The sequence below is a fragment of the Gracilimonas sp. genome (assembly GCF_017641085.1).
Classification (GTDB): Bacteria; Bacteroidota; Rhodothermia; order Balneolales; family Balneolaceae; genus Gracilimonas.
Window position 1 is genome coordinate 1,557,738 of the sequence record NZ_JAEPPI010000001.1, and the last position, 20,907, is coordinate 1,578,644.

General features: G+C 36.6%; 16 protein-coding genes. 2 read left to right on the forward strand and 14 right to left on the reverse strand.

What is annotated here, in order from left to right:
* Positions 1-57: 57 nt before the first annotated feature.
* Complete coding sequence (locus JJ941_RS06740; protein ID WP_290963072.1) at positions 58-510, forward strand: DUF6265 family protein; 453 nt, start codon at positions 58-60, stop codon at positions 508-510.
* 32 nt (positions 511-542) lie between these two features.
* Here JJ941_RS06740 and JJ941_RS06745 read toward each other — a convergent pair whose 3' ends face one another.
* The gene (locus JJ941_RS06745; protein WP_290963074.1) at positions 543-1,196 is read right to left on the reverse strand and encodes a helix-turn-helix domain-containing protein; all 654 of its coding nucleotides are present in this window, start codon (positions 1,194-1,196) and stop codon (positions 543-545) included.
* Positions 1,175-1,525, reverse strand: a complete 351-nt coding sequence (locus tag JJ941_RS06750) for a hypothetical protein (protein ID WP_290963076.1) — start codon at positions 1,523-1,525, stop codon at positions 1,175-1,177. Before JJ941_RS06750 ends, JJ941_RS06745 begins: the two co-directional genes overlap by 22 nt.
* 741 nt (positions 1,526-2,266) lie before the next feature.
* Between JJ941_RS06750 and JJ941_RS06755 the strand changes: the two genes are divergently transcribed.
* Positions 2,267-2,470 carry a hypothetical protein gene (locus JJ941_RS06755; protein ID WP_290963078.1) on the forward strand — a complete coding sequence of 68 codons (204 nt, stop codon included), beginning with the start codon at positions 2,267-2,269 and terminating at the stop codon, positions 2,468-2,470.
* Between the two features lie 117 nt (positions 2,471-2,587).
* Here JJ941_RS06755 and JJ941_RS06760 read toward each other — a convergent pair whose 3' ends face one another.
* The 12 genes from JJ941_RS06760 to JJ941_RS06815 all read right to left on the reverse strand — a co-directional run bounded on the left by JJ941_RS06760 (position 2,588) and on the right by JJ941_RS06815 (position 20,900).
* Positions 2,588-3,001: a hypothetical protein gene (locus tag JJ941_RS06760; RefSeq protein WP_290963080.1), complete on the reverse strand. Its 414-nt coding sequence runs from the start codon at positions 2,999-3,001 to the stop codon at positions 2,588-2,590.
* Positions 2,998-4,233 carry a hypothetical protein gene (locus JJ941_RS06765; RefSeq protein ID WP_290963082.1) on the reverse strand — a complete coding sequence of 412 codons (1,236 nt, stop codon included), beginning with the start codon at positions 4,231-4,233 and terminating at the stop codon, positions 2,998-3,000. Before JJ941_RS06765 ends, JJ941_RS06760 begins: the two co-directional genes overlap by 4 nt.
* A gap of 6 nt (positions 4,234-4,239) precedes the next feature.
* Entirely contained in the window at positions 4,240-7,185 is a 2,946-nt protein-coding gene (locus tag JJ941_RS06770) for an AAA family ATPase (RefSeq protein WP_290963084.1), read from the reverse strand.
* Between the two features lie 7 nt (positions 7,186-7,192).
* Positions 7,193-7,795 (reverse strand): hypothetical protein, encoded by a 603-nt coding sequence (locus JJ941_RS06775; protein WP_290963087.1) that lies wholly within the window; start codon positions 7,793-7,795, stop codon positions 7,193-7,195.
* The gene (locus JJ941_RS06780; RefSeq protein ID WP_290963089.1) at positions 7,788-11,447 is read right to left on the reverse strand and encodes a DEAD/DEAH box helicase; all 3,660 of its coding nucleotides are present in this window, start codon (positions 11,445-11,447) and stop codon (positions 7,788-7,790) included. Before JJ941_RS06780 ends, JJ941_RS06775 begins: the two co-directional genes overlap by 8 nt.
* A 270-nt stretch (positions 11,448-11,717) precedes the next feature.
* On the reverse strand, positions 11,718-12,281 hold the full coding sequence (locus tag JJ941_RS06785; RefSeq protein ID WP_290963090.1) for a hypothetical protein: 564 nt from the start codon (positions 12,279-12,281) through the stop codon (positions 11,718-11,720).
* A gap of 50 nt (positions 12,282-12,331) precedes the next feature.
* Positions 12,332-13,372 carry a macro domain-containing protein gene (locus JJ941_RS06790; RefSeq protein ID WP_290963092.1) on the reverse strand — a complete coding sequence of 347 codons (1,041 nt, stop codon included), beginning with the start codon at positions 13,370-13,372 and terminating at the stop codon, positions 12,332-12,334.
* Positions 13,359-14,051, reverse strand: coding sequence for a DUF4433 domain-containing protein (locus tag JJ941_RS06795; protein WP_290963094.1), 693 nt, complete (start codon positions 14,049-14,051; stop codon positions 13,359-13,361). The genes JJ941_RS06790 and JJ941_RS06795 overlap by 14 nt, the downstream gene beginning before the upstream one ends.
* Before the next feature lie 27 nt (positions 14,052-14,078).
* The gene (locus JJ941_RS06800) at positions 14,079-14,339 is read right to left on the reverse strand and encodes a hypothetical protein (protein WP_290963095.1); all 261 of its coding nucleotides are present in this window, start codon (positions 14,337-14,339) and stop codon (positions 14,079-14,081) included.
* A 9-nt stretch (positions 14,340-14,348) separates the two neighbouring features.
* Positions 14,349-15,305, reverse strand: a complete 957-nt coding sequence (locus JJ941_RS06805) for a hypothetical protein (protein ID WP_290963097.1) — start codon at positions 15,303-15,305, stop codon at positions 14,349-14,351.
* A gap of 4 nt (positions 15,306-15,309) precedes the next feature.
* Entirely contained in the window at positions 15,310-17,535 is a 2,226-nt protein-coding gene (locus tag JJ941_RS06810; RefSeq protein ID WP_290963099.1) for a P-loop NTPase fold protein, read from the reverse strand.
* 26 nt (positions 17,536-17,561) lie between these two features.
* Entirely contained in the window at positions 17,562-20,900 is a 3,339-nt protein-coding gene (locus tag JJ941_RS06815; protein ID WP_290963101.1) for an N-6 DNA methylase, read from the reverse strand.
* Positions 20,901-20,907 lie beyond the last annotated feature (7 nt).

Here is a 20,907-nt window from a genome sequence, read left to right on the forward strand (position 1 = left end):
ATTTATACTTCACTTCCTTCCGTAGCTTAGACGAAATCCACAATCAAATCTTAGTACATGAAAAAACTGCTTCTTTTTCTCGTCCTCTCCCTGGGAACTTCCACCTCCCTTATGAGCCAGAGTTTACAAGACCTGAACTGGATCACCGGCTATTGGACCGGTAATACACAGGGTGTTGATATGGAAGAACTTTGGACTCCGGTATCCGGAAATATGATTCTGGGTGTACACCGTGATGTATTTGGAGAGAATTCCGCTTATGAGTTCCTCCGCATAACCATCAAAAAAGACGGGTCCATAGTGTACCTGGCTTCCCCATCCGGAAAAGAACCCACCGAATTTACTCTGTCGGAATTGACTTCAAATAAAGCCGTTTTTGAAAACCTCAGCCACGACTTCCCCCAGCGAATTATTTACAGCCGTTCCGGCGACCAACTTACGGCCCGGATTGAAGATGAAAATGGTGAGAAAGGAATGCAGTGGACCTGGACTAAAACAGACCTGGAGTAGTTAGAAAGTTCACAATAGTCAGAAAAGACTAATCAATCACTCTCGTAAAAAAGATGGGTAAAACTGAATGTAGGCTCAAAGAAATCTCTGGGTGTGAGGCCGGTGTACGTTTTAAATTCTTTGATAAAATGGGCCTGATCATAGTACCCATTATCACAGGCAAGCTCTGTCAGGGTTTCGTATTCTCTATTAATCATTTTTTGGACAGCCGTTTTTAACCTGATAATTTTTGATAGCTGCTTCAGATTAATGCCAACCGATTCTGCAAACCTGCGTTCCAGGGTGCGCCTGCTCACCACAGTGTCGATCGGTAGTTCATTTATTTTTTGTCTGCCCCGGCTTTCGATAATGGTACTCACGGTTTCTTTTACAATAGAATCTGCGACAGTGAAAGATTCAAACTTATCGGTCAGAAATTGTTCGATAATGTCTATCCGCAGTTCGATCGATGAAGCCTTCAGGATTTTGGATTCTAGAGCCATCCCTTCCTCCCCCAATATCTCAGCCAGCGGAACGGCCGAATCCTGAAATTCTTTAGCCGCTAATTTTGATATCGGCTGTAACCCTTCGGGTTTGAATCGGACGGCAAACATACCGGAATCACCGGACGGCTCAATTTCAAGTTTCCGGGTTAGCTGGCCGAATACAAAACATTGAGGCTGCCTTATTCTGCTGCCATCCGGCACACAATGCTATCAATAGGATTTCCTAAAATTATGTCTAGCGCAATTCTTACTAAATCACTGCTATTTGTATACTCATCTAGTTTTTCGGACTGAGACTTTTTTATATAAAAAGTTCTAGTTACTCCTCCTTGTTCATATTTTCTTCTGGCAATTCGAGCAGGACGTATCTCAACTCCAGCTGAGGTAATCCATCTCCTTAGACGATCTACATGAAGTACTATACCATTCTTCTTCTCTCTTCTTGAAATCGCATTAATTGAAATAGACTTGTCCTGTTTATACTCTTGGACTAACCTATCTTTATACTTCTTATATTCAGTTTTTGACATCCCCAATGTATTATGGGTTGGTCGATTGGTTTTATTTAGATTACCTCGATTGTTCTCCATTGGCATAATTATTTGACAAAAAAAAAAGGAGCCGGACCCCTCCGACTCCCTATAACCTCCAACACCCTAACACAATGACCCAGATAAGATAAGCTAATATCGCCTCTGGGAAGACGTTAGTGATGTGTGGGCGCAAATAATAATATAAACAAATCTTTAAAGCAAAAAATTGTTGATAATTGTCGCCTTATTGGACTTAATGCTTCGGCTACACTATTACCTAGTTTTCAAAATCTAGATTATAAACTTTGATTTTATATTGTTTATGGTAGCTAGAGTTCTTTGGTCAAAGATCAATTCTATCTATTTTTGTGAAGTAAATATTTTCAAGACTACATTTTCTTACATATAAATATTATATAATAAATGTCTTACAATATTATTTGCAGATAATATTCCGATGTTTTAGATTCAGTCGTCGCTGATTTAATGGCAACTTGCAGAGCGACTTATAAATACTGCTAAAGCGCCGGTTGTGCTCAAACCAGCGGTACACTGTCGCTCTTCTAATAACGCTGGTATAAATTGATTCAGATGAGTAAACGATTTAACCCTTATGCAAACTTGCTGAAAAAGGATCGTCAAAGTTTATCAGAAAATAATATCAAGAATATCAACGTGCCGCAGGGTACTTAATAACTTCTACAGACAACAATTTTCAACCATAAATTTATCAGAAGTATGTCGAATATCTCCTTTCAATTAATCATTGATACCCAAAACATTTTTCTTAGCCAGGCTCCGGATAAAGGACGAATCAGGGCCAACCTGACCGGCCTGAACATGGATCAAGTTGATGTCATTGTAGATGGGATCATTGATGCAGGGCCGGATGTAGTGAACCATTTAAAAAAATGCCTAAAAGAGAAAACTGATGACTCGTAGATACCGACTTTCCTGTTATTAAATCATTCATATTACGACTCAGATAACACAGCATCCTAACCACATGTTTTATCTCAAATAAAGCGGCACTGAAAAGTGTCGCTTTTCATTTCAGTTCTATTGCTCTTGTATTACTCTTCGGTAACTACCTTCTTGCTTAACTTCCTTTACTACTCCCACCCCTTTTTGGTTGAAATGATCACGTAAAGCTTCAGCACACTCATAGGCTATTTTTTTATTCTCTGAAGCAATTTGAATTAAAACAGTTTTCTCTTCTTGTTTTTTAAAGAAACCGATTGCTGTAGCTAAGGTAAAAGAATCCGTGAAACCAGAAACAATATCTGCGATTTCATTTTTTAGATCTTCGGTCAATTCTTCACCCACCCCAAGATAGAGAAGGTAGTTATCACGCTGAACTTGCTCAGTCATTAACCGGTCTGCAAGGTGATTTAATATATCTTTCCCATTTCCAGTTTGGATTATGGTTTCTGCTATTTGCTCCCAAATGTTATAAGGTTCAATTTTTGTCATTTAGATATTTTATTAGAAATAGAAAGCAGTAAAGAATCATCTGTTATCAATTTTCCAGAACGACTCAATACATTTGTAGTTTGCAGGATACAGCTTCCACCAAATTCAGTTTCGTATTTTCCTGTAACCTGTTTTTCGGTACCAGGATAAAGAAGAACTCCATCATGGCTTTCAAATAACCGATTGTAAGCAAAAATTTGCCTGAGGTCGTTGTCTGAAGGCCGATTTTTAGTTGGGGTTTTCCATTTCGTATCAACTACAATCTTTTTACCGGATTCATCTTTTGGTATAAGCAAAATATCCGGTTTTAATCTTTTTCGGCTACTTTCAGACCTCCAGAACACCTTATTACTTTGTGCTTTTACTTGGTATTTGTCCGATAAATGACGCCTCATCATTTTTGTAATAAAACGCTCCCAAAGTTGATTCATGTCAAACATTAAGGCTAGCACATGGTTACTGCCTTTTGATATGTCAGGATGGTAATTCAATAGAATCAGTCGTGCGATTTCTAAAGCTTCGGAGTAGCGTTCTGTTTTTCGATTCAAGTAAATTTGATTGAACATTTGTTCATGTACTGTACAATCTTCTATCTCTTCGAAGTAAAGTAACTGACTCTTTACTCTGCTTCTCAAGTCTGAACGAATTGGGATCTGCGATAATACGACCAGCGTCTTTTTTAAAATTTGATTGATTAGGTGATTGAAATCATATTTGCTGTACTCAACGTGAAATCTCTCTTTGTGTATAATGTTATCCCGAATCTGACCGGGTATATGTAAGCGACCTTTTAACGCTGTTTGATTCTCTTTTACCTTCCGATATTTCTTTGCTAATCCCTGGTGTGTAAGCCTCTCACATTCTTTAATGAACAGTTCAATGTACAGATCAAAAATTGAATTGCGCTGAAGCCTTAAATCTGATTTTGAAGTAGATGCTACTTCGATACCAGAGGTAATTCTAAGCATCTGTATTAGTACATCTCTCCAGATCTTTTTATCCAGAGTTGACCGGTCCGTCTTGGGTAACACTTCAATAGCCGTATCTCCAACCTGAATAACCCCAACGTACTGATTGAATTTTACTCCCTTATGAATCAGTGAAAAGTAAGGCGTACCATTGATTCCATGGTATTTTTCAAGTTGCTCAAAAAGCTTGACCGTAAAGTTTGGCTCTGATTTGAGAGTCAGCCTTTCATGCTCAAAAACCGATATGGTTTTACTTTTTGGCATATAGTTTTAGGCTTTTTTATTGAGAAGCACATTTAACGCCCCTTCAAAAGCTTCATCATTATATTTCCAATCGGTAGTAAGCTCCCAAACTTCCCGATCGTCAAAAATAGAGTCATCGTAATCTGACTTCGCAAATAAATCAGTTTCTCCTGAATGCTCAGCCTGTTTAATAAAGCCCTTTCCTAGTACAAGCTGAATTTTTCCTTTGTCTCCGTAGAAGTATTCTTCGAGTAATGGAATGATGTTCCTGTAAAACACTCTCTGAAGGTCTGATACCTCTTTTACATTCATAAAGTAGGAATGCCCAATCAGATGATCCTTATCAAGTAATTTTTTGATTCTCTTATTTATAGTCTCAAGAATATTTGAAAGCAAAAACTGACTTTCACTAACATAGATTTCACTCTTTTCTGCCTTCAAAGCTCCTTCTTCTTCAATCACCTTGATTTTTGGAGGCATCTCTTCAAAAGTAAACCTGCGTCGCAATGCCGTATCCAATGCTTCAATACTCCGGTCAGCGGTATTCATAGTACCGATAATGTGCAAATTGGATGGGACACTAAATGGTTTTTTTGAGTAGGGTAAAATAGCTTTTTGCTCTTCTTTTCCTCCCTCCCTTTTATCTGACTCGATAAGGGTAATTAACTCACCGAAAATCTGAGCGATATTTCCCCTGTTAATCTCATCTATGATAAGTACAAAGTTTTCATTACTGCCTTCAGTAACCTCAGCTATATTCTGTTTTTCAAAAAATTCTCTGCTTACCCAGTCTTTCTTTAACATATAAATGGGTTGCTGTTGCAGGTTTTTCTCATAGATCTCTTCGATTGGAATCTCTACGTCCTTTACCAACCAATCTACGTCACGAAAATGAGGGTAAGAAATGGGCGCATCGGGTTTGTATTCATAATCTCCCTTTACTTGGCCAATCGCTCTGACAATGGAATTACCTTTTGAAACCAGAACATAATGCCCCTTCTTCAAATAATGGATGAAATAATTCATGGCTCTGGAAGAAAAATCACTCAACCCTGAACTTTCCTGAACAATTTCTTTTATGTCAGACTCAGATTTTCCCGAAAGATCAAGATGATCTAAATACCCTATCGAAATCTTACCATGATCGATACAGTATTGATAGATCTCATCGTCTTCTTCTTTGTTTGTATTTCCCAAAGAAACCTTAAAAAACTGAGCTTTTTTAAAATCTTCATCGCTTAACCGAACACGTTCCCTGGCTTCCTCTGCTTCACCTTCCGAATAATATTTCGCTTTTCTACAAATTCGTTTAAAAATACCATCTTCAATCTTATAGGAAAGATCTCCCTCAGTATTGACATCTGGCTTGATGCCTTCTACAAAATCCTCGTACGTAAAGCTTTGATGAAACGTAGTAAAAGCAATTCTTCTTTTCTTTGACTCTGCCCAGTCAGTAATTAACAATTCCCGGTACCGTTTTGTTAGAGCTTCCCGATCATATTTATGTTCCTCATAAAACTCAGGATCTACTATTTGCAGTGCTTTATTGACCGTGTAGAAAGTTTTACCTGTTCCTGGAGGGCCGAATAAAATTTGATTTAAGTAATTTTGATTTTTTGCCTCTTCCATTTTGCTAACTCCTTTTCCAATTTGAAGTTCTTTAACTAAACGATCAACATAGTTTTTATATGAAGTTATATCAGTCAGCGTTTTTCTGACTATATCTGAATCTGGCCATATTCCTTTATTCAGCCAATTTACTTTCCTTGTATGCTTAAAGTAATCTCTGTCTTCTTTATAATTATAATCAGACTCAACAATACCCCAGCCTAAATATTCTGTTGTTCCTTTCTTTGCAATTACGATATCTCCAGGCTCAATTACATTTGCAAATTCCCAACAGGCAGTTTTATCATTTTTCTTAGATGAGTCAGTATCAAATGCTTCTTGAAGAGGCTTTTTTAAGTCACTTTTCTTGTTATAATTTCTAAGATTTCCTAAAAAATCCCAGCCTATTGCCATTATTCCTTGCGAATAGAATTCTTCCCAAAACTCAGCGTTTGATCCAGGGGAATACATCCAAAATTTTCTGTTTGCTAAGTCAAAAGCTTTTTTCTCATTACTTCTATCCGACTCATAGCTTTTCCACAGCTCTCTCGTATAGTCAAAATAATCTTCACCCTCAGGTTTTTTATCGATCAAGAATCTATGAATTTTCGATATTGGGCAGGAATCTGCATCAGCTAAGCCTTCAGTTTTACCTACTTTTCTAATAGCTTCTGTTTTAAAAATATTTATGACTTGAAAGTCAGAGTATTGAAAAGCAATTTTCCACTTTAAAGCATCTCCGAGATCAATGGAATCAATTTCCTGAAGCTCGTTTGATTGGACGAACTCAATCACTGATACAATTAAACTTCTAACCTCTTTAAAAACTTCCTGTGCGTTGTCTCCATACTTAGAAACCCATGCGTATTCTCCGTCAGTTGAATATCCAGATCTCGAATCTTCACTATCTGTATTATTCCGCTTATAAATACCAAATTTGTAAGCTGATCCACCCCAAATACTTCCTAAGTCTTGTGTTTTAGATTCTAGCCAATAACAGAATGAATCCTCTTTATTGAGGTTTGTGTATTCATCCAACTCCATTGACTTTACCCGCTCTAACGACCACTCCTTGAGAAACTCTTGCTTTAATTCATAGAGTTCTTTGTTTTTTTTCTTCTCCACAATCTCAAACCCCATATCATCTAAATATTTATTCGTCGTCTCACCACCACTCCGTTCCCATACCCTATCTCCATTCATTTCTTCATGAGCATAACGCATGATTTCTTTGGGCGGGAAAGCTTCTCCATCAATGATTACATCGTAGCCGGTAGAAGAATGAAGTTCTATTCCTTCATCTTTAATTTTTTGTACCGCCTTTTCGATGTGTTCCCAAGTTATTTTGTCCGGTTCAAATGGCATTTTTATTTTAACTAATTAAAAGTGACATCGTAATAAATCCAGCTATCATAATTACTAATGATAATATCATTATTGCTTTTATAACTTTAGCTTCCTTTCTATGAATCGAAAACTCATCATTAGTTGTAGCTTTGAAGCCTGATAATTGATCAGCAATCCCTTCGATTTTATTCTTGAGATTTTTTTCTGTCTTTACCTGATTCCCCTGTATCCTCTTATCTTCCTCTTTTAAAGTTGTAAGTATTTCTGCCATTTTGGAAAAATTTTTCTGTGTTTTTCCTTCAAGATCTTTTAATTCATTGAGTCCACTATCTAAAACTGAAAATTTTTGAGTTACTAAAGATTGTGTCTCACTATTTACTTTTTCTGACTTTTCAATACTTTCCTCTAGCGCTTTAATTGCAGCATTAACCCTTTGCTCAGTCTCTCCATACTCTTTATTGACCTGATCAAGAAATGAATCTGCTTTTGTGGAGTATTCTTTAATTTGTTGAACTATCTTCTTGGCATTTTCTGCATTTTCAGATGTAATTTGATTGACATTTTTAAGCTTTTCAAGCTGGTCAATAAGTTCTTCAAATTCTTTTTGTGCATTAATTAAATCACTCATTGTATGATATTTGGTTCAAAAATTTCTTGAGACAATTAGAGGTTCTAAATACTAAAATTTCATTCGTTAGCGGGTCCAAAACAGGAGAAATTGTAGGATTTATATCAAGTACTTTAGAATTAAATAATTGTAGAAGACTCAGGATATTCTCCCATGATTCATTCTTCTGTAGGCTTTTGAAGCCTTTCTTATACAATTCAATAGCTTGTTGAATTAAAGGTCTTTCCATTGCAGATTCAAAATCTACACTTTGTTGACTCTCCAAAGCGAAGTAACTGTAAGCAGTTAACAGGTCTATGCTTGCATTATCTCTTGTCATTGTTATTCTTAAATTCTCACAAGCACCCCTTAAGTGTTTGGCATTGTTTATTTCTCCTCCCAAATTATCCGGAGGATTATTTATATACCCGAGATACTTTTCAACTACTTCTGTATTTTCAATTCTTCCCCCATCAGTATCTTTGGGCAAATAGTTTACCCTGGCATATTTAGAAGTGAAATAATAGACAATATTTTCTCTGAATATTTTTTCACCATGCTCATGGCCTATTTCACACAGCTGTTGCATGTAATCAATTGCCCTTTTTCTTTTCTCAGAGATTTCTTGGTCAATAAATTCAGTTAAGGTAAAAAGTACTCTTTTTAAAGCCGGTTCATACTCCTTAGATCTTGCAATTTTCATCCACCTTTCAGTCGATTCATTACCTAAATACCTCTTCAAATATTTTTCAAGATTGGTAAAATAATCTTCATCCGTTTTTCCTTGAAATTTAACCATCACAAACCTTGCATAATAATCAATCACATAATCATCAATAATCCCTGCAATCATTAAGCGATAAATTGCTCTAAGTGTGTCACTGGTATTCCTGATTTGATAAAACTTAGATTTTATTTCTTCAATAGAATTATCAGAAATAGTTAAACTACTTTGATAGTTTGTATGCCTTCTATACTGGAAAAGTAAATTATGAATAAATTCTTCAGAGCTTCCGCAAAAATTATAAGCAGCCCGTATTACCCGTGGTTCCATTTCAGGGTTATTCGGCTTTAAGAATTCAGATAACTCATTTACTATATTATTATTAAATCCAATTCTAAGTTCGTGAATTGACTTATTATCTACCTCTAACAAAGTCTTAATACCCGGGGCAGAACTTGTATTAAGCCATTCTATGTAATCTTCTCCATTTGACTCTTCTTTGAGGATCTCAATTATTGAATCCGCAATTTCCTTTGATTTGTCTTTATCAAAATTCTGAATAAAATCGTCGTAGGTTCTTAGGTCTCTGAGCAAATCAATGGAAACAATTTGTATACGATCAGCAGGGTTTTGTTGAAAATGTCCAAAGACGTTTAAATATCTATTATTCCAGAAACTAACCTTTCCAATTTCCGGATGTTTCTCTTTTGCTCTTCTATCTATAATATTAGGATAGAAACCTTCCTCGTATTTAACTTCATTCAGGAATTCATCTATAATTTCTTTTTCCCTTGATATACCTTTAAACGAATTTTCATAAAAATCATAATTTGTTCTAATATCTTCAGGGTAATATAGTATAGTACAAATTGCAGGCTTCCCATCTCTTCCAGCCCGGCCAGCCTCCTGGTAGAAACTTTCAACTGAATCTGTAAATGAATAATGGTAAGTGAATCGAATATTGGGCTTATCCAAACCCATTCCAAAAGCCTTAGTTGCAATCATCAGATTCTTTTTATTATTCATAAAATCATCCTGATTCTCTACTGATGAATTTGCTTCCCTCTCCACTCTATTATTCCGAATTGAATTTTCATCTCCACCACCGAAGAAGGTTCCAATATCTAAATACTGTAAGTGGTTTTCGAGATAATCTTTTACTGATAAAACACCATTTTTTAATTTATCAGACTTTGTAGGACAAAATATTACACCAGCATTTTTGTACTCTCCATCTTTATTCTTTCCAAAAAAATTGTTTCCCAAGTCAAGTAATTGCAGTTGATCTGATGCTTTTTTTAGTTCCTCGGGTATATTCGTTATAGAGCTTTTCAATTTTGAGTGTTTAACTGCACCGATTTCCTTTTCTCTTTCAAAGAAATTATTAAGGGTCTCCTCATCAAGCTGCTCATCAAACTTTATGATATTAAAATTCAACTCTTTTCTATCGATAGCATCAGCCGGTAATGTTACTATGGCATCCTCTGGCATTTCCAATTCCCTTTGAACGTCTGCTAAAACATCAAATGATGCAGTTGCTGTTAGCCCATAAAAGATCAGGTTATTATCCTTTGCTTTACAAAAACGTTTCAGGTTCTGAGCAAGATTTAAATAGGTATGTCTAAAATCATGTCCCCACTCTGAAACACAATGAGCTTCATCTATCACTGCATAGCTATAGTAAACACCAAACTCGCTACATTCATCAAGTTTTGTCCTAAACTCTTTCATTTGAAGTCGCTCAGGGGAGATATATACAAACTGAAACCTCGACTTTACCAGATTGTTTAAGTTTTCTTCTTTCTCATCTTTAGTGTTAAAGGAATTAATAAAAACAGCGTTGTCAATCCCATTAGATAATAGCCCATCGTGCTGATCTTTCATTAATGAGTTAATAGGTTCTATAATTATTGAAACCCCGGGCTGCAGTATTCCGCAAATTTGATATGTAAGAGATTTACCACCGCCCGTAGGTAGCAACCCAATTACATCAAGATCCTGAAAAGCTCGATTTATTATTGATTCCTGACCTGGCCTGAATTTTGATTTTCTAAATATATTTCTAAGAAAATATAAGAGCGCTTTTTCTTGATTGTCAGTGTCATATAAAAAGTCTTGACTATACCTATCCTCTATTTCCTTTTCATCAAGTACACCTAATCTTTTATATTTTAGCTTCCTGTCAGTTAATACCCTAAGAAAAAAGTCATTCTCACTTACTTCTTCGGTATTCTTTTTTGATAGATTAGAAATTACATATCCACCTGTTTCCGAGCTGCATTCATACAATATACTATGAGCTTTTTTCGAGGATTTAAACCCGATCTCCTTAAGACTTTTTTCCTCTTCCGACACCAACGAATTAATCTGTTTAAATAAATTATTCAAGTCCTCAACTAAATAAAGGGCCAATAATTCATCCTTGTTTTTAATATCTACGTCAAACTGCCCTGAAGGGTTGTAAAGCATATATACCAGTAGGATCAGCTGTTGTATACGGGCACAAGCTTGAAGATCTCTTAAAATTTTGAACAGTGTTAGATACTGAGATCCAAACTGTTTGGCGACACTTTCAGTAGTGTAATCACTAAAACCTGTTAGCAGAGTACTTAGTGTCTCCTTTTCCAATTCAGACAGTTCTGGCCAAGTAAAATCAACTTTAGCCTCTGCACTTTCAAAACTTAACGATACATTTTCTTCTCCTAAATGAGTCTTCAGTATATATTCTGAAAGCATGAGGGAGGCTCGAGTAGGTCTTCCTCTTGTAATGATATTCCAAATAACTTTTATGAGTGGATTGACATTACTAATGTCAATATGTTCTGGAAAATTACTTACCTCAAAAGGGAGACTTGAGTTGTAGAAGTCTTTTAATACTCCCGGACTAACAATTTTTTTTAACTCCTTGTCAATTTCATCAATGTAGTACCCAGCTTTAAAATATGGCATAAAACATACTTAAATAATGTTTTAACTCTAAGATAGATAATGAAAATCTATTAATTATGCCATGTACTTTTGGGTAACAATATTGCGAGTATCACTATTCTTTATTCAACAAATACTCTACAATATCTTTGGTATAAAGAATGAGTTCATACGCCTCTTTATCTGAGACTCTATTTAAGTTATGAACGGCATCATTTCGAACTCGTTGAACTTTGGATAGCTTTTCAATGTATTCCTTTGGAAGTACTTTCTCTTTCTTGGCAAACTCTTTTAGTTTTTGGAAGTAAATTCTTTATTCGCTTTAAGTGTTTGACCATCGATCAATTTCGTGGCATAATCCCCGTTAATCAGACATAATTTGTTTCTGATTAAATCTTCTAATATTGAATTACAAAGTATAATAGCTGCATTTCTGCATCCATATAACCAAGCTTCTGTCGCTTCTTGAAAATAGGCTTCGAATTCTTTGTTTGTTACGTTCTTAACAGATACAAAAGTCGGACGAATCATTTTCGCCCTCTTCAGATAATCCCCAACAAAATTCGTGATGAAGTCGGTATTATCTCCGCCAAAAATCTCATCATAATGATCCTCATCATCATACACTTTCCACAAAAAATCTATAACAGTATTCTTACGTGTAATTGATGCGGTGTCTTTTTCATAGATCAGCTCCCCCGGATTCTCAACTAAGTATGATCTGATTTTGGGCATTAATTCATTAACACGACTCTTTTTATGTTCATCGAGTTCAATCATTTCTTGATCCGTGAACATATCAACGAAAAGATCTGCAAGTTCATCGAGTTGCTTATTAATTGATTTTGTACCCATTGACTACTCCCCTTCTCTGTTTCATATCAATACATACTTAAGCAGACATTCTAATACTTAAAATACCCCTCAAGATGTTTGTTGGCTATTTGTACGTGTTGGAGTGGAAATAATTCAGCTTTACGGTCTGACCATTGCTCAAGCTGTCTGGAGATTTCTTCAGGAGTATTCACTTTATATTTTCTTCGAATGAAATCAACGGTAGCCAGTAACTCCAAACCGTAGGTAGTTTGAAAGCCATCGATCAGGTCAGATAGCTTTTCAAGATGTGTTTTCTGATCTTTGGTTAACCTATCATCAATATAATTTTCTACTTCTGGTTTTTTGTTAACCACCAATTCCAGCGCTTCAAACGGTTTAACATCCATTTGCTCCATCCCTTTAAGGTAATACCCGTTAACAGCATCCAGTAAAAAACGAGCCTTTCCTGAATACGGACCATAATGGCCTTCTTTAAAATCCATATCTAACTGTGTTTCTCCCAACAGCTGTAAAAAATAGCACAGTTTTTCAGAAGCAAATTCGCTGGCTTCTTCACCCATAGAGCGATAGTTGTAAAGCAAAGAAAGCAACATTGCTCTTGAATCAGTCAATTTCGAGGCGGAACCGTCTGTCTGTTTTTTCAATTCCTGCTTTACTTTTTTAGATGGCTCATACAATACTATTTCTATATCCAAATCCTTCAAGGAGGAAATAATAAGTGGCTTAACCAAACTCCAGTTTAACCCACCCTGACCGCAACCAAGGGGTGGAATAGCTATGGATTTTATTCCCAGCTCAGGAATACGTTTTCTCAAATCCTGCAAGCCTTCATCAATCCAGGATATTTTGGAAGCATTTCTCCAGTGCTGCTTAGTAGGGAAGTTGATAATATACCTGGGGTTTTCAATCAGGCTATGAGAATGAATAAAAACTTTACCAGTTTGAACTTCTCCCTGTTCAACCGCTGCTTTATAGGCTTTGAAATTATCAGGAAATTCCCGTTTAAACTGCAAAGCAATACCTTTCCCCATTACTCCAACAGTGTTTACCGTATTCACAATGGCCTCGGTATTGGCATTCAATATGTTTCCGGTTCTATAGGTGATCATAATAGAGTTTCTTAGGGGATTTTCTGACTTCTATTTCCAACCCGTTTGCTTTGATAATACCCTTTACGGTTTGTTCTGCTTTTACATTGAATACTCCAATATAACAAATACAAGTAACGGGAACATGTTCTTTGATTAACAACTCTGATTGCTTTTTATCTTTTCGATCAAGTTGTGTTTCCGTGTTACTCCAATCTTCGGCATAAATTGCCTCCCAATCTAATTTATCAAAATCATCCTCATCATTGAACATATAATCAGTCTTATACTTGCTATAAGCATGACCATTCGTAAAGAACCACTCACAACCCCCTGCTTTAATTTCATCTACATTCGTGATGAGGTAAATAATTTCTTCCTGCGGCACCTGCTCAATATCCTCCCAGCCGGTTGCAATGTTATAAAGCATGGGTGTTCGTGGGCCGAGATAAAAAGGAATATACTCTTCAAAAGTGCCACCCGGAGGATCGGGAGCTTGTACACTCCTGCGGTTTTTAATTAAAGTACTGCTGCCAATGGATTTATAATTTCGATCAGCATGCTTCGATCCGACCGTAGCGATTCCATGCTCCAGAATGTGAGACAAATTCTGGATGTGAGACAAATTCTGGATGTGAGACAAATTCTGGATGTGAGTAATTCTGTATAGCCATATAGGTTCCGGTACTTTACTCATCATTAACTTTTAATCAGTTTAATTAAACGATTATTCCCCATACTGCGGATACACCTTCCCTTTTTCCGGTATTTCCGGATAGCCATTGGCATCCCGTATTTTTTCCCATTCCCAGGCATCTATAACCGCATCACCATCGCAGTCTTCATAATAGCACATTTCCTTTAAATGGCCTTCTTCGTTTACTTCGGTTCGGTACTCGTCTTCTTTATACGCTCTCTCACAGTGTAAACACCATAAATAACCGGATTCGGCTTTACCGAACATGTCTTCTCTATCTGTTGGACTCATTTTTTCAAATTATTTGCATGAATGATTATGGTACTTTTCTTTTGAAGAAAATCTTTTTTGGCAATGAAAGCATAAAAACTCTCCGTTGTGTTTTACCGTATTACTTTCATCAATATTAGGTTTAGTTTTTATCTCCGGAGGGTTAGTTCTTATTTTTTTTGCCCTCTTGTCAATGCATCGATTTTCAAAATGTTGATTATAAGTTTTCATTGAATAGAACAATTTCCGACATCTTTTACATCGAATTTTTACTTCCTCCTCCTTTTCTGAAGAATCTTCTTTCTCCTTGGCTTTTTGCTCTTCTCTTCTTTTATGCCTTTCAATAAATTCTTGTCTTTTATTATCAAATAAGGAGGTTGAATACAATACGGCATCCTCAAACGTGTAATCCTTAGAACTTTGAATAAATGACAGAAGGTACGTCCCAGGATCGGTTTTTTTGATATAACAGGATTTATGAATAAGACCATCTAACTTTTTATCGCTAACACTCATCAAATAAGAGAATTGGTTCTTCCCATCTAAAATCCGACCCATCCACTCGTATTCGTATCCGCCTTCAATAGGGGTTTTGATCAAGTCCTCTAATTCAAATTTGTACCACTTTCCTTTGCCGGAGCGATCTTTGTAACCCATAGAGGATTCGTCTCCATTTGAAGTACAGGGGTGTTTCGGCCAGGGTGGTCCTAATTCATCAAAGTAAACTTTAGAACCGTGTTCGTTTTCGTAATAAAATACGTTGTCTCCGCAAACTGGGCAGTTTGCATTAGGTATTGTGAAACTACTCGGTTTCTTTCCATTTGATTCAAAACTCAGATTATTCTCAATGCGACTGATCTGCTGTTTTTTCTCGTAGGTAGTTAGTTCTCCGCATGCACCATCTATGTGAATAGGCGTAGCTACCCCGTCCATTTTACGAATAACTATGCGACCGCCACATTTTCTGCAAGTTTGGTAGTCATTCATTAGGTTACCTTTCAGTTTTATCATCTTTTAAAAAATAGTAGGCAAAAACTTCTGCTAATCGCTCTTCAAAGGGTTCTTTATTTCTTCTGAATTCAATTCCCTTGGGATTCGACATTACTGCTCCATAGTCCTTTTTCAATGCCTCATAAACTATCTTCGGCGAAACCAATCGCTTTACTGCGTTATACTGATCCATTTCAAAAAGCGAGTGTTCCATTACATCTTCTGGTGTATAAGTTTTTGGCATAAAAGACTTCAAAAACTCAATAGCATTAGAGGATTTATTGTCAATTGCATTTTCAATGAATTCACTAACTTCTTCAGCCGAGCCTAAACGCCAATGGTTCATAAGCAGAGCTGCATTATCTTTGATCTTTCCGTCCCTTAGGAAAAAAGCTCCATGTTTTTCTGCATCATTTTTTATTTGATCTGAAATTAGTTTTTGAACTTTTTTGAATTCATCTGGTTGGAGAATCTGTTCCTTGTCTTTATCCCTGTAAAGATCACGACTGATTTCTGCTGTTAGAATAATGTTTGAGCATTCATTAATTACTCTTTCAGCAGTTTCCAATCGGTTTTTTGGATCAATACTCTCAATAACAGTTGCAATCAGGTAAGAAGCTTTCCTGAGTGGAGAATTGAAATCCATAATTGCATCATCATACTTTCGGAACCGGTGGCCTAATTTTGAGAGCACGAAAGCCAGATTTGGTGAAGAAGTTTTGGTAATTTCTCTTTCATTTTCCTCAATTTTTCTTAGAAACGCACCCTCACTACTATTTTCAATCAATTGAGTAGCTCTTTGAACACTAAGATCAACTGACTCAGTTGGTAGACCGATAATAAACTCCCCAACTTGCTGATCACTTAAATCCATTTTTGGAATTGAATAAGTGAAGTATCTGTCAAAATAGTATGAGGAACTGATTCTCTGTTTTCTGGCAAGCTCTTTTATGTCTGGCTTTTGACCTAAAAAATCAGTTTGAATGCGTGGAAAAAGAGATGACAAAATGTTTCTTACTGATTCTCCCTGATTTTCTAACAGAGACTCCCTTTGCTCAGCCTCTTTTTTTTCCACTTCTTTAGGATCAGGAAATATTGAATCTTTTTCAGAGGATATAAAAAGGTCTTTGTTTTCATAAACATTCTCATATATATCTGGGTAACAGATCCGTAATCCTTCAATCATTAATAAGTCATGTAATCGTACTTCACCCTTTAGAATAGGTACAGAAAAGGTTAATGCATTCAAATAACGTTTGACTATTCTGGGAGTATTTAACTTATCCTCTAAACCGTTCTGTATTGAGTTCACTATGTCATTGTTCTCATCTTCACTAACATAAATCGAATTATTTGCGATGATTTCATTTAATCCAGGATATAGTATCTCACCGTAGAGGTCCGTTCTTTGCACTTTTGGCAGATTAAGTGGCACCTGGATTATTTTATCTAAGAAATCACGACCTGAATCAGGATATTTAGGTTCGAGTGCTTTAGATACAATGGTAGGGTCAAATCCTAATACATAAATTACGTTATCGAAGTCCGCAGTAACCTTTAGTAAACCGAACAATACTTGAACTTCCTCACTATCTAATCGGTCGATATCGTCAATAAATACGATATGTTTTTTACCGGTTTTACTTAACTGCTCACTAATTCTCTTTTTTTGTTTTTCAAGAGATTCGGAATTTTTGAGAGACTCTTCCAATGAATTTATTGCAGGGGAGAAATCTGTATCATTAACAAAATCTTTACCCTTGCCAAATTTGTCTTTGATTTTATCCCATCCACCAAGTTGTGAAAACATGGCTAAACCTGTAACCGGCTCAGCCAAGGCTACTATGAGTCCTGAATAAGCCAACAGTGTCTTAGCAATTTTCTTACCTTCCTTGTCTAACTTATGACTAATTCCCTGAGCAAATTGTTTAAAAAAGCTGTTGAGTAAGTGCTCCTCATTCTTATACCGCCATGGATTAAAATCTATATATAATGCTTCACCCTCATGTTCTTCATTCAGATAGTATTTAATGAAATTAATGACAGAAGTTTTGCCATCTCCCCATTTACCGTAGATACCCACTGTTAGATGATCCGGTGTACTTTTGCCTATAAGAATTTTTGCCACCCGTTTAGCAAACTCATCACGACCGAATTTATCTTGTGCAGGATCTTCAAGTGCCAGATCGGTTATTACCTTATCAATTTTTTCTTCCCCTTCACCCATGGTTATTAATAGTGTTTCGTTATGGTTTAATCATTCTCTAAACTAACCGCCTCATACTCCTCCTCACTCAACCCAAACTCCGGGTCCACTACTTGTACCTCTTCCCAGGTGAGGTTGTAGAGCTTGTACACCAGCGTGTCTATTTGTTGTTCTAAGGCGGTGGTGTTCTGTCCGTCACTTCTTAATCTCTCTATTTTTTCAACTTTCTCAATAAGCTCTGCTTGAATTTTTTCATGTGCTAAATAAATTGGTATCTCTGAAAGCGGAGTGTAAAATAATTCAAGTGTTTCGCCTTTTCTTTTCCCCCTGTGATATAGCCAAAAGAAAAATAAAGATGAATTTATTAGAGCTAATAAATATTTGAGTTGGACGTCTTCATGATCATTTTTATGAGTGATCAAGTAACAATCTGATCTACAGTACCAATCAATCTCATTGTAGGCAAAGCAATTGTCTTTAACTCTATATGGGACACAAATTTTTGGGCTTTTAAAAATGTTTTCATCTCTAGGCCATTGAAGTTGAAAATATTTTATTCGTCCATTTTTATATTCTCTTCTATCTTTTAAAATACCCTCAAACCTCATTAAATGACGTTCAATATTTGGATAGTTTTCTATGCTATTAACATTTCTATCTAAGTATAAAAGCAATTTATCATTTTCAATTCTTGACTGGTATTTATCAATATCTGAATTTTTAAAAAACGGCTTCAATAGTTCCTTCTCATCACTATTAAAGCTTTTAATCGTTTGCAAATCGCGTACATTCTCTAAGTCAAAAACATAAATACCGTCATTTATTGCAATTTTGCTTAGCGATTCAACTTTCTCAGTAAATCTATTAGTAAATTTATCACACCCACTCACTACCCCTTGGTTTATCTCAGTAATGTTTCCAAGTAGATCATCAGATTTATCTAAAATCTTCTCTAAAACCCCATTTACTCCTACTGAATCAGAATATGAAGTAGTTCCTGAAAGCCTTATATAATTCTTTGATCCATCGTACAGATCAATTGATTTAAATGATCTGTATTCTGTTTGCTCATCTTTATTACTTAAAATTTTGTTCAGTTCATTCGTCGACCCAGTACCATTTTTTTTAACGTCTATTATCTGTACGGATATATCTTTTGCAGCAGGCTTCTTAAAAATTGTTATTAAATTATGTTGGCCTCTGGCTGAATCAAATATCTTAAGCTCACCAAAATTTATTAGTTGCAGTATGCTACTTCTATCCTTTAAATCGTTCCGAAGTTTTAGCGCTCCGTCAGCTGTTGGATAATAGTTTGTGGTAATAAAGGTATTTATCCCTTTTTCATTTGAGAGGTTGAGAGCTAAATGCATAAAGAAGTAGAAGTAATCCATTTTACCTAAATAGAAATTTGATAATCCGCCCAATTGAACTCTTCTAAACTTCTCTTTATTACCAGACTCTCCAAGATACGGTGGATTTGCAATTACGATATCAAATCCAGTTTGCTTTGTAAATTTTTCATTAAGCATCTCAGGAAAATCTAATTTCCAATCGAAATAGTGAATGCTACTTGGGGTTTTTCTAAGAGATTCAAGCTTTTTAATTAAATCATTAAAGCCAATCAGTTTTAGTTTTCGCTCAGTATTTTCTTCAAATAAATTCCCCTTATCCTCATTATTTGCAACATAATCTTCTCGATCAAAATGAAGCTGGTGAATTAAAGCTTCTACTTTATGCTGATCAATTTCCTTCTTCAAATTTTCTTTTTCTTCGGTATCGGCATCAAAATACTTTTCTTGTTTATCTACTATTGCACTTAGGGCTTTCTTTAAATTTTGGAGATGTTCTTTTGTGCTATCAACCTCTCCTTCCATTTCCCAATTAATATTAACAATCTGTTCCTCGCCATCTATAACTAAACGGCTCACCAGCGAATCCCCCACTACAATTTTATAATCCAGGTTGGGTAGGGCGGTGGGTTTTTCTTCATCCACAATCAGCGAGAGCCAAAAGCGTAGCCGGGCAATGTCCACGGCTCCTTTTTCAATATCTACCCCATAAATAGAGTTTTGGATGATCTGCTTTTTCACTTCCGCTGGGTGCCAGTCTTCGTCAGGCAGCTCCCAAATGGCCTGCACATTATCTGGGGAGAGATGGTGCAGCGTTTCCACCGCCTGGTAAATTTCCTGTAAAATCCCCATCGGGAACGCGCCGGAACCAATCGCCGGATCGCAGACTTTCACCTCTTTCAGGGACTTCAAGAGTTGCTCGGTAAAACCTACCAGATCCCCCGCTTCCTGTTTCTTAATCAAATCCTCTAAATGGCACCGCAATTCATCTTTCTCCGAGTCCTCGGTGTCTTCAGCAGTTAATTCCGTCAGCAAATACTCTATCAAACTCTCCTGGCACATGTAGTGCACAATGGGCTTGGGCGTGTAGTAGGCGCCTTTGTCTTTGTTATCCTCCAGCAGGTTCTCAAAAATGTGCCCCAGCATTTCCGGGTCCACCGCAATGGTATGGTCACCCGGACTGTCCTCATGAATAGTAAAATTATAGGCACTCAGAAAATCGAGAAAGCCCCGTGTATTCGGGCTTTCGGAATCCTCGGGATTGGAAAAAAGCTCTCCCGGCAACAGCAGGGTTTCAGTGTTATGGTCGGTTTCATCCTTCTCAAACAGTCCACCATTTAGAAACGGAATATACACCGTACTGCCATCGGGCATTTCAAAAGCATGATCATCGTCCCGGTTCAGCGTGTCAAAAAAGAGCTTTGTAAGCCACTGAGAGTAAAACTGATCTTTTTTATCCTCAGGAACCTGCTTAAAAAGGTCATAAATAAAATCCGGTTTGCCGTCATTAAAATCGGTGGATTTCGCACCCAACCATTGTTTCTTCTGCACAAAATAGAGAAACACAATCCGGCCCAGCAGTTTCTTCACAAAATCACGGGCTTCCTTTTCATGATCGGTCGTCGCCTTAAAATAAAACTGAAACTGGGAGATACGGTCTCCAACTTCTTTTACTCCACTTTTGGTCCAGATCTTTCCGGTCAGGTGGCCCACAAACTTGTCGTACTGTTCTTTGTATTCCTTAAAAAACTCCTTGGACACCTTCTGTACCGAAAATGCTTCCAGTACATGTTCTAAGTTATTATCATCTCCCTTTTGCACTACTTTGATCAGCCGTCCCGCTGCCGTTTTGCAGGATTCAGCAGGTCCCACTACATAGGTATAACGCTTTGGATGCGTTTCCTCTTTAATCGTATTGCCGTCCTCATCCCATCCATACCGTTCTGAATAAAAAGTAATGCGCCACTCATTTGTTTCCGGCTGGTAATAGGAAATTAATGCGCCATCCGTTAAACCGGCAATTACTTCATTATCCACCAGTCTG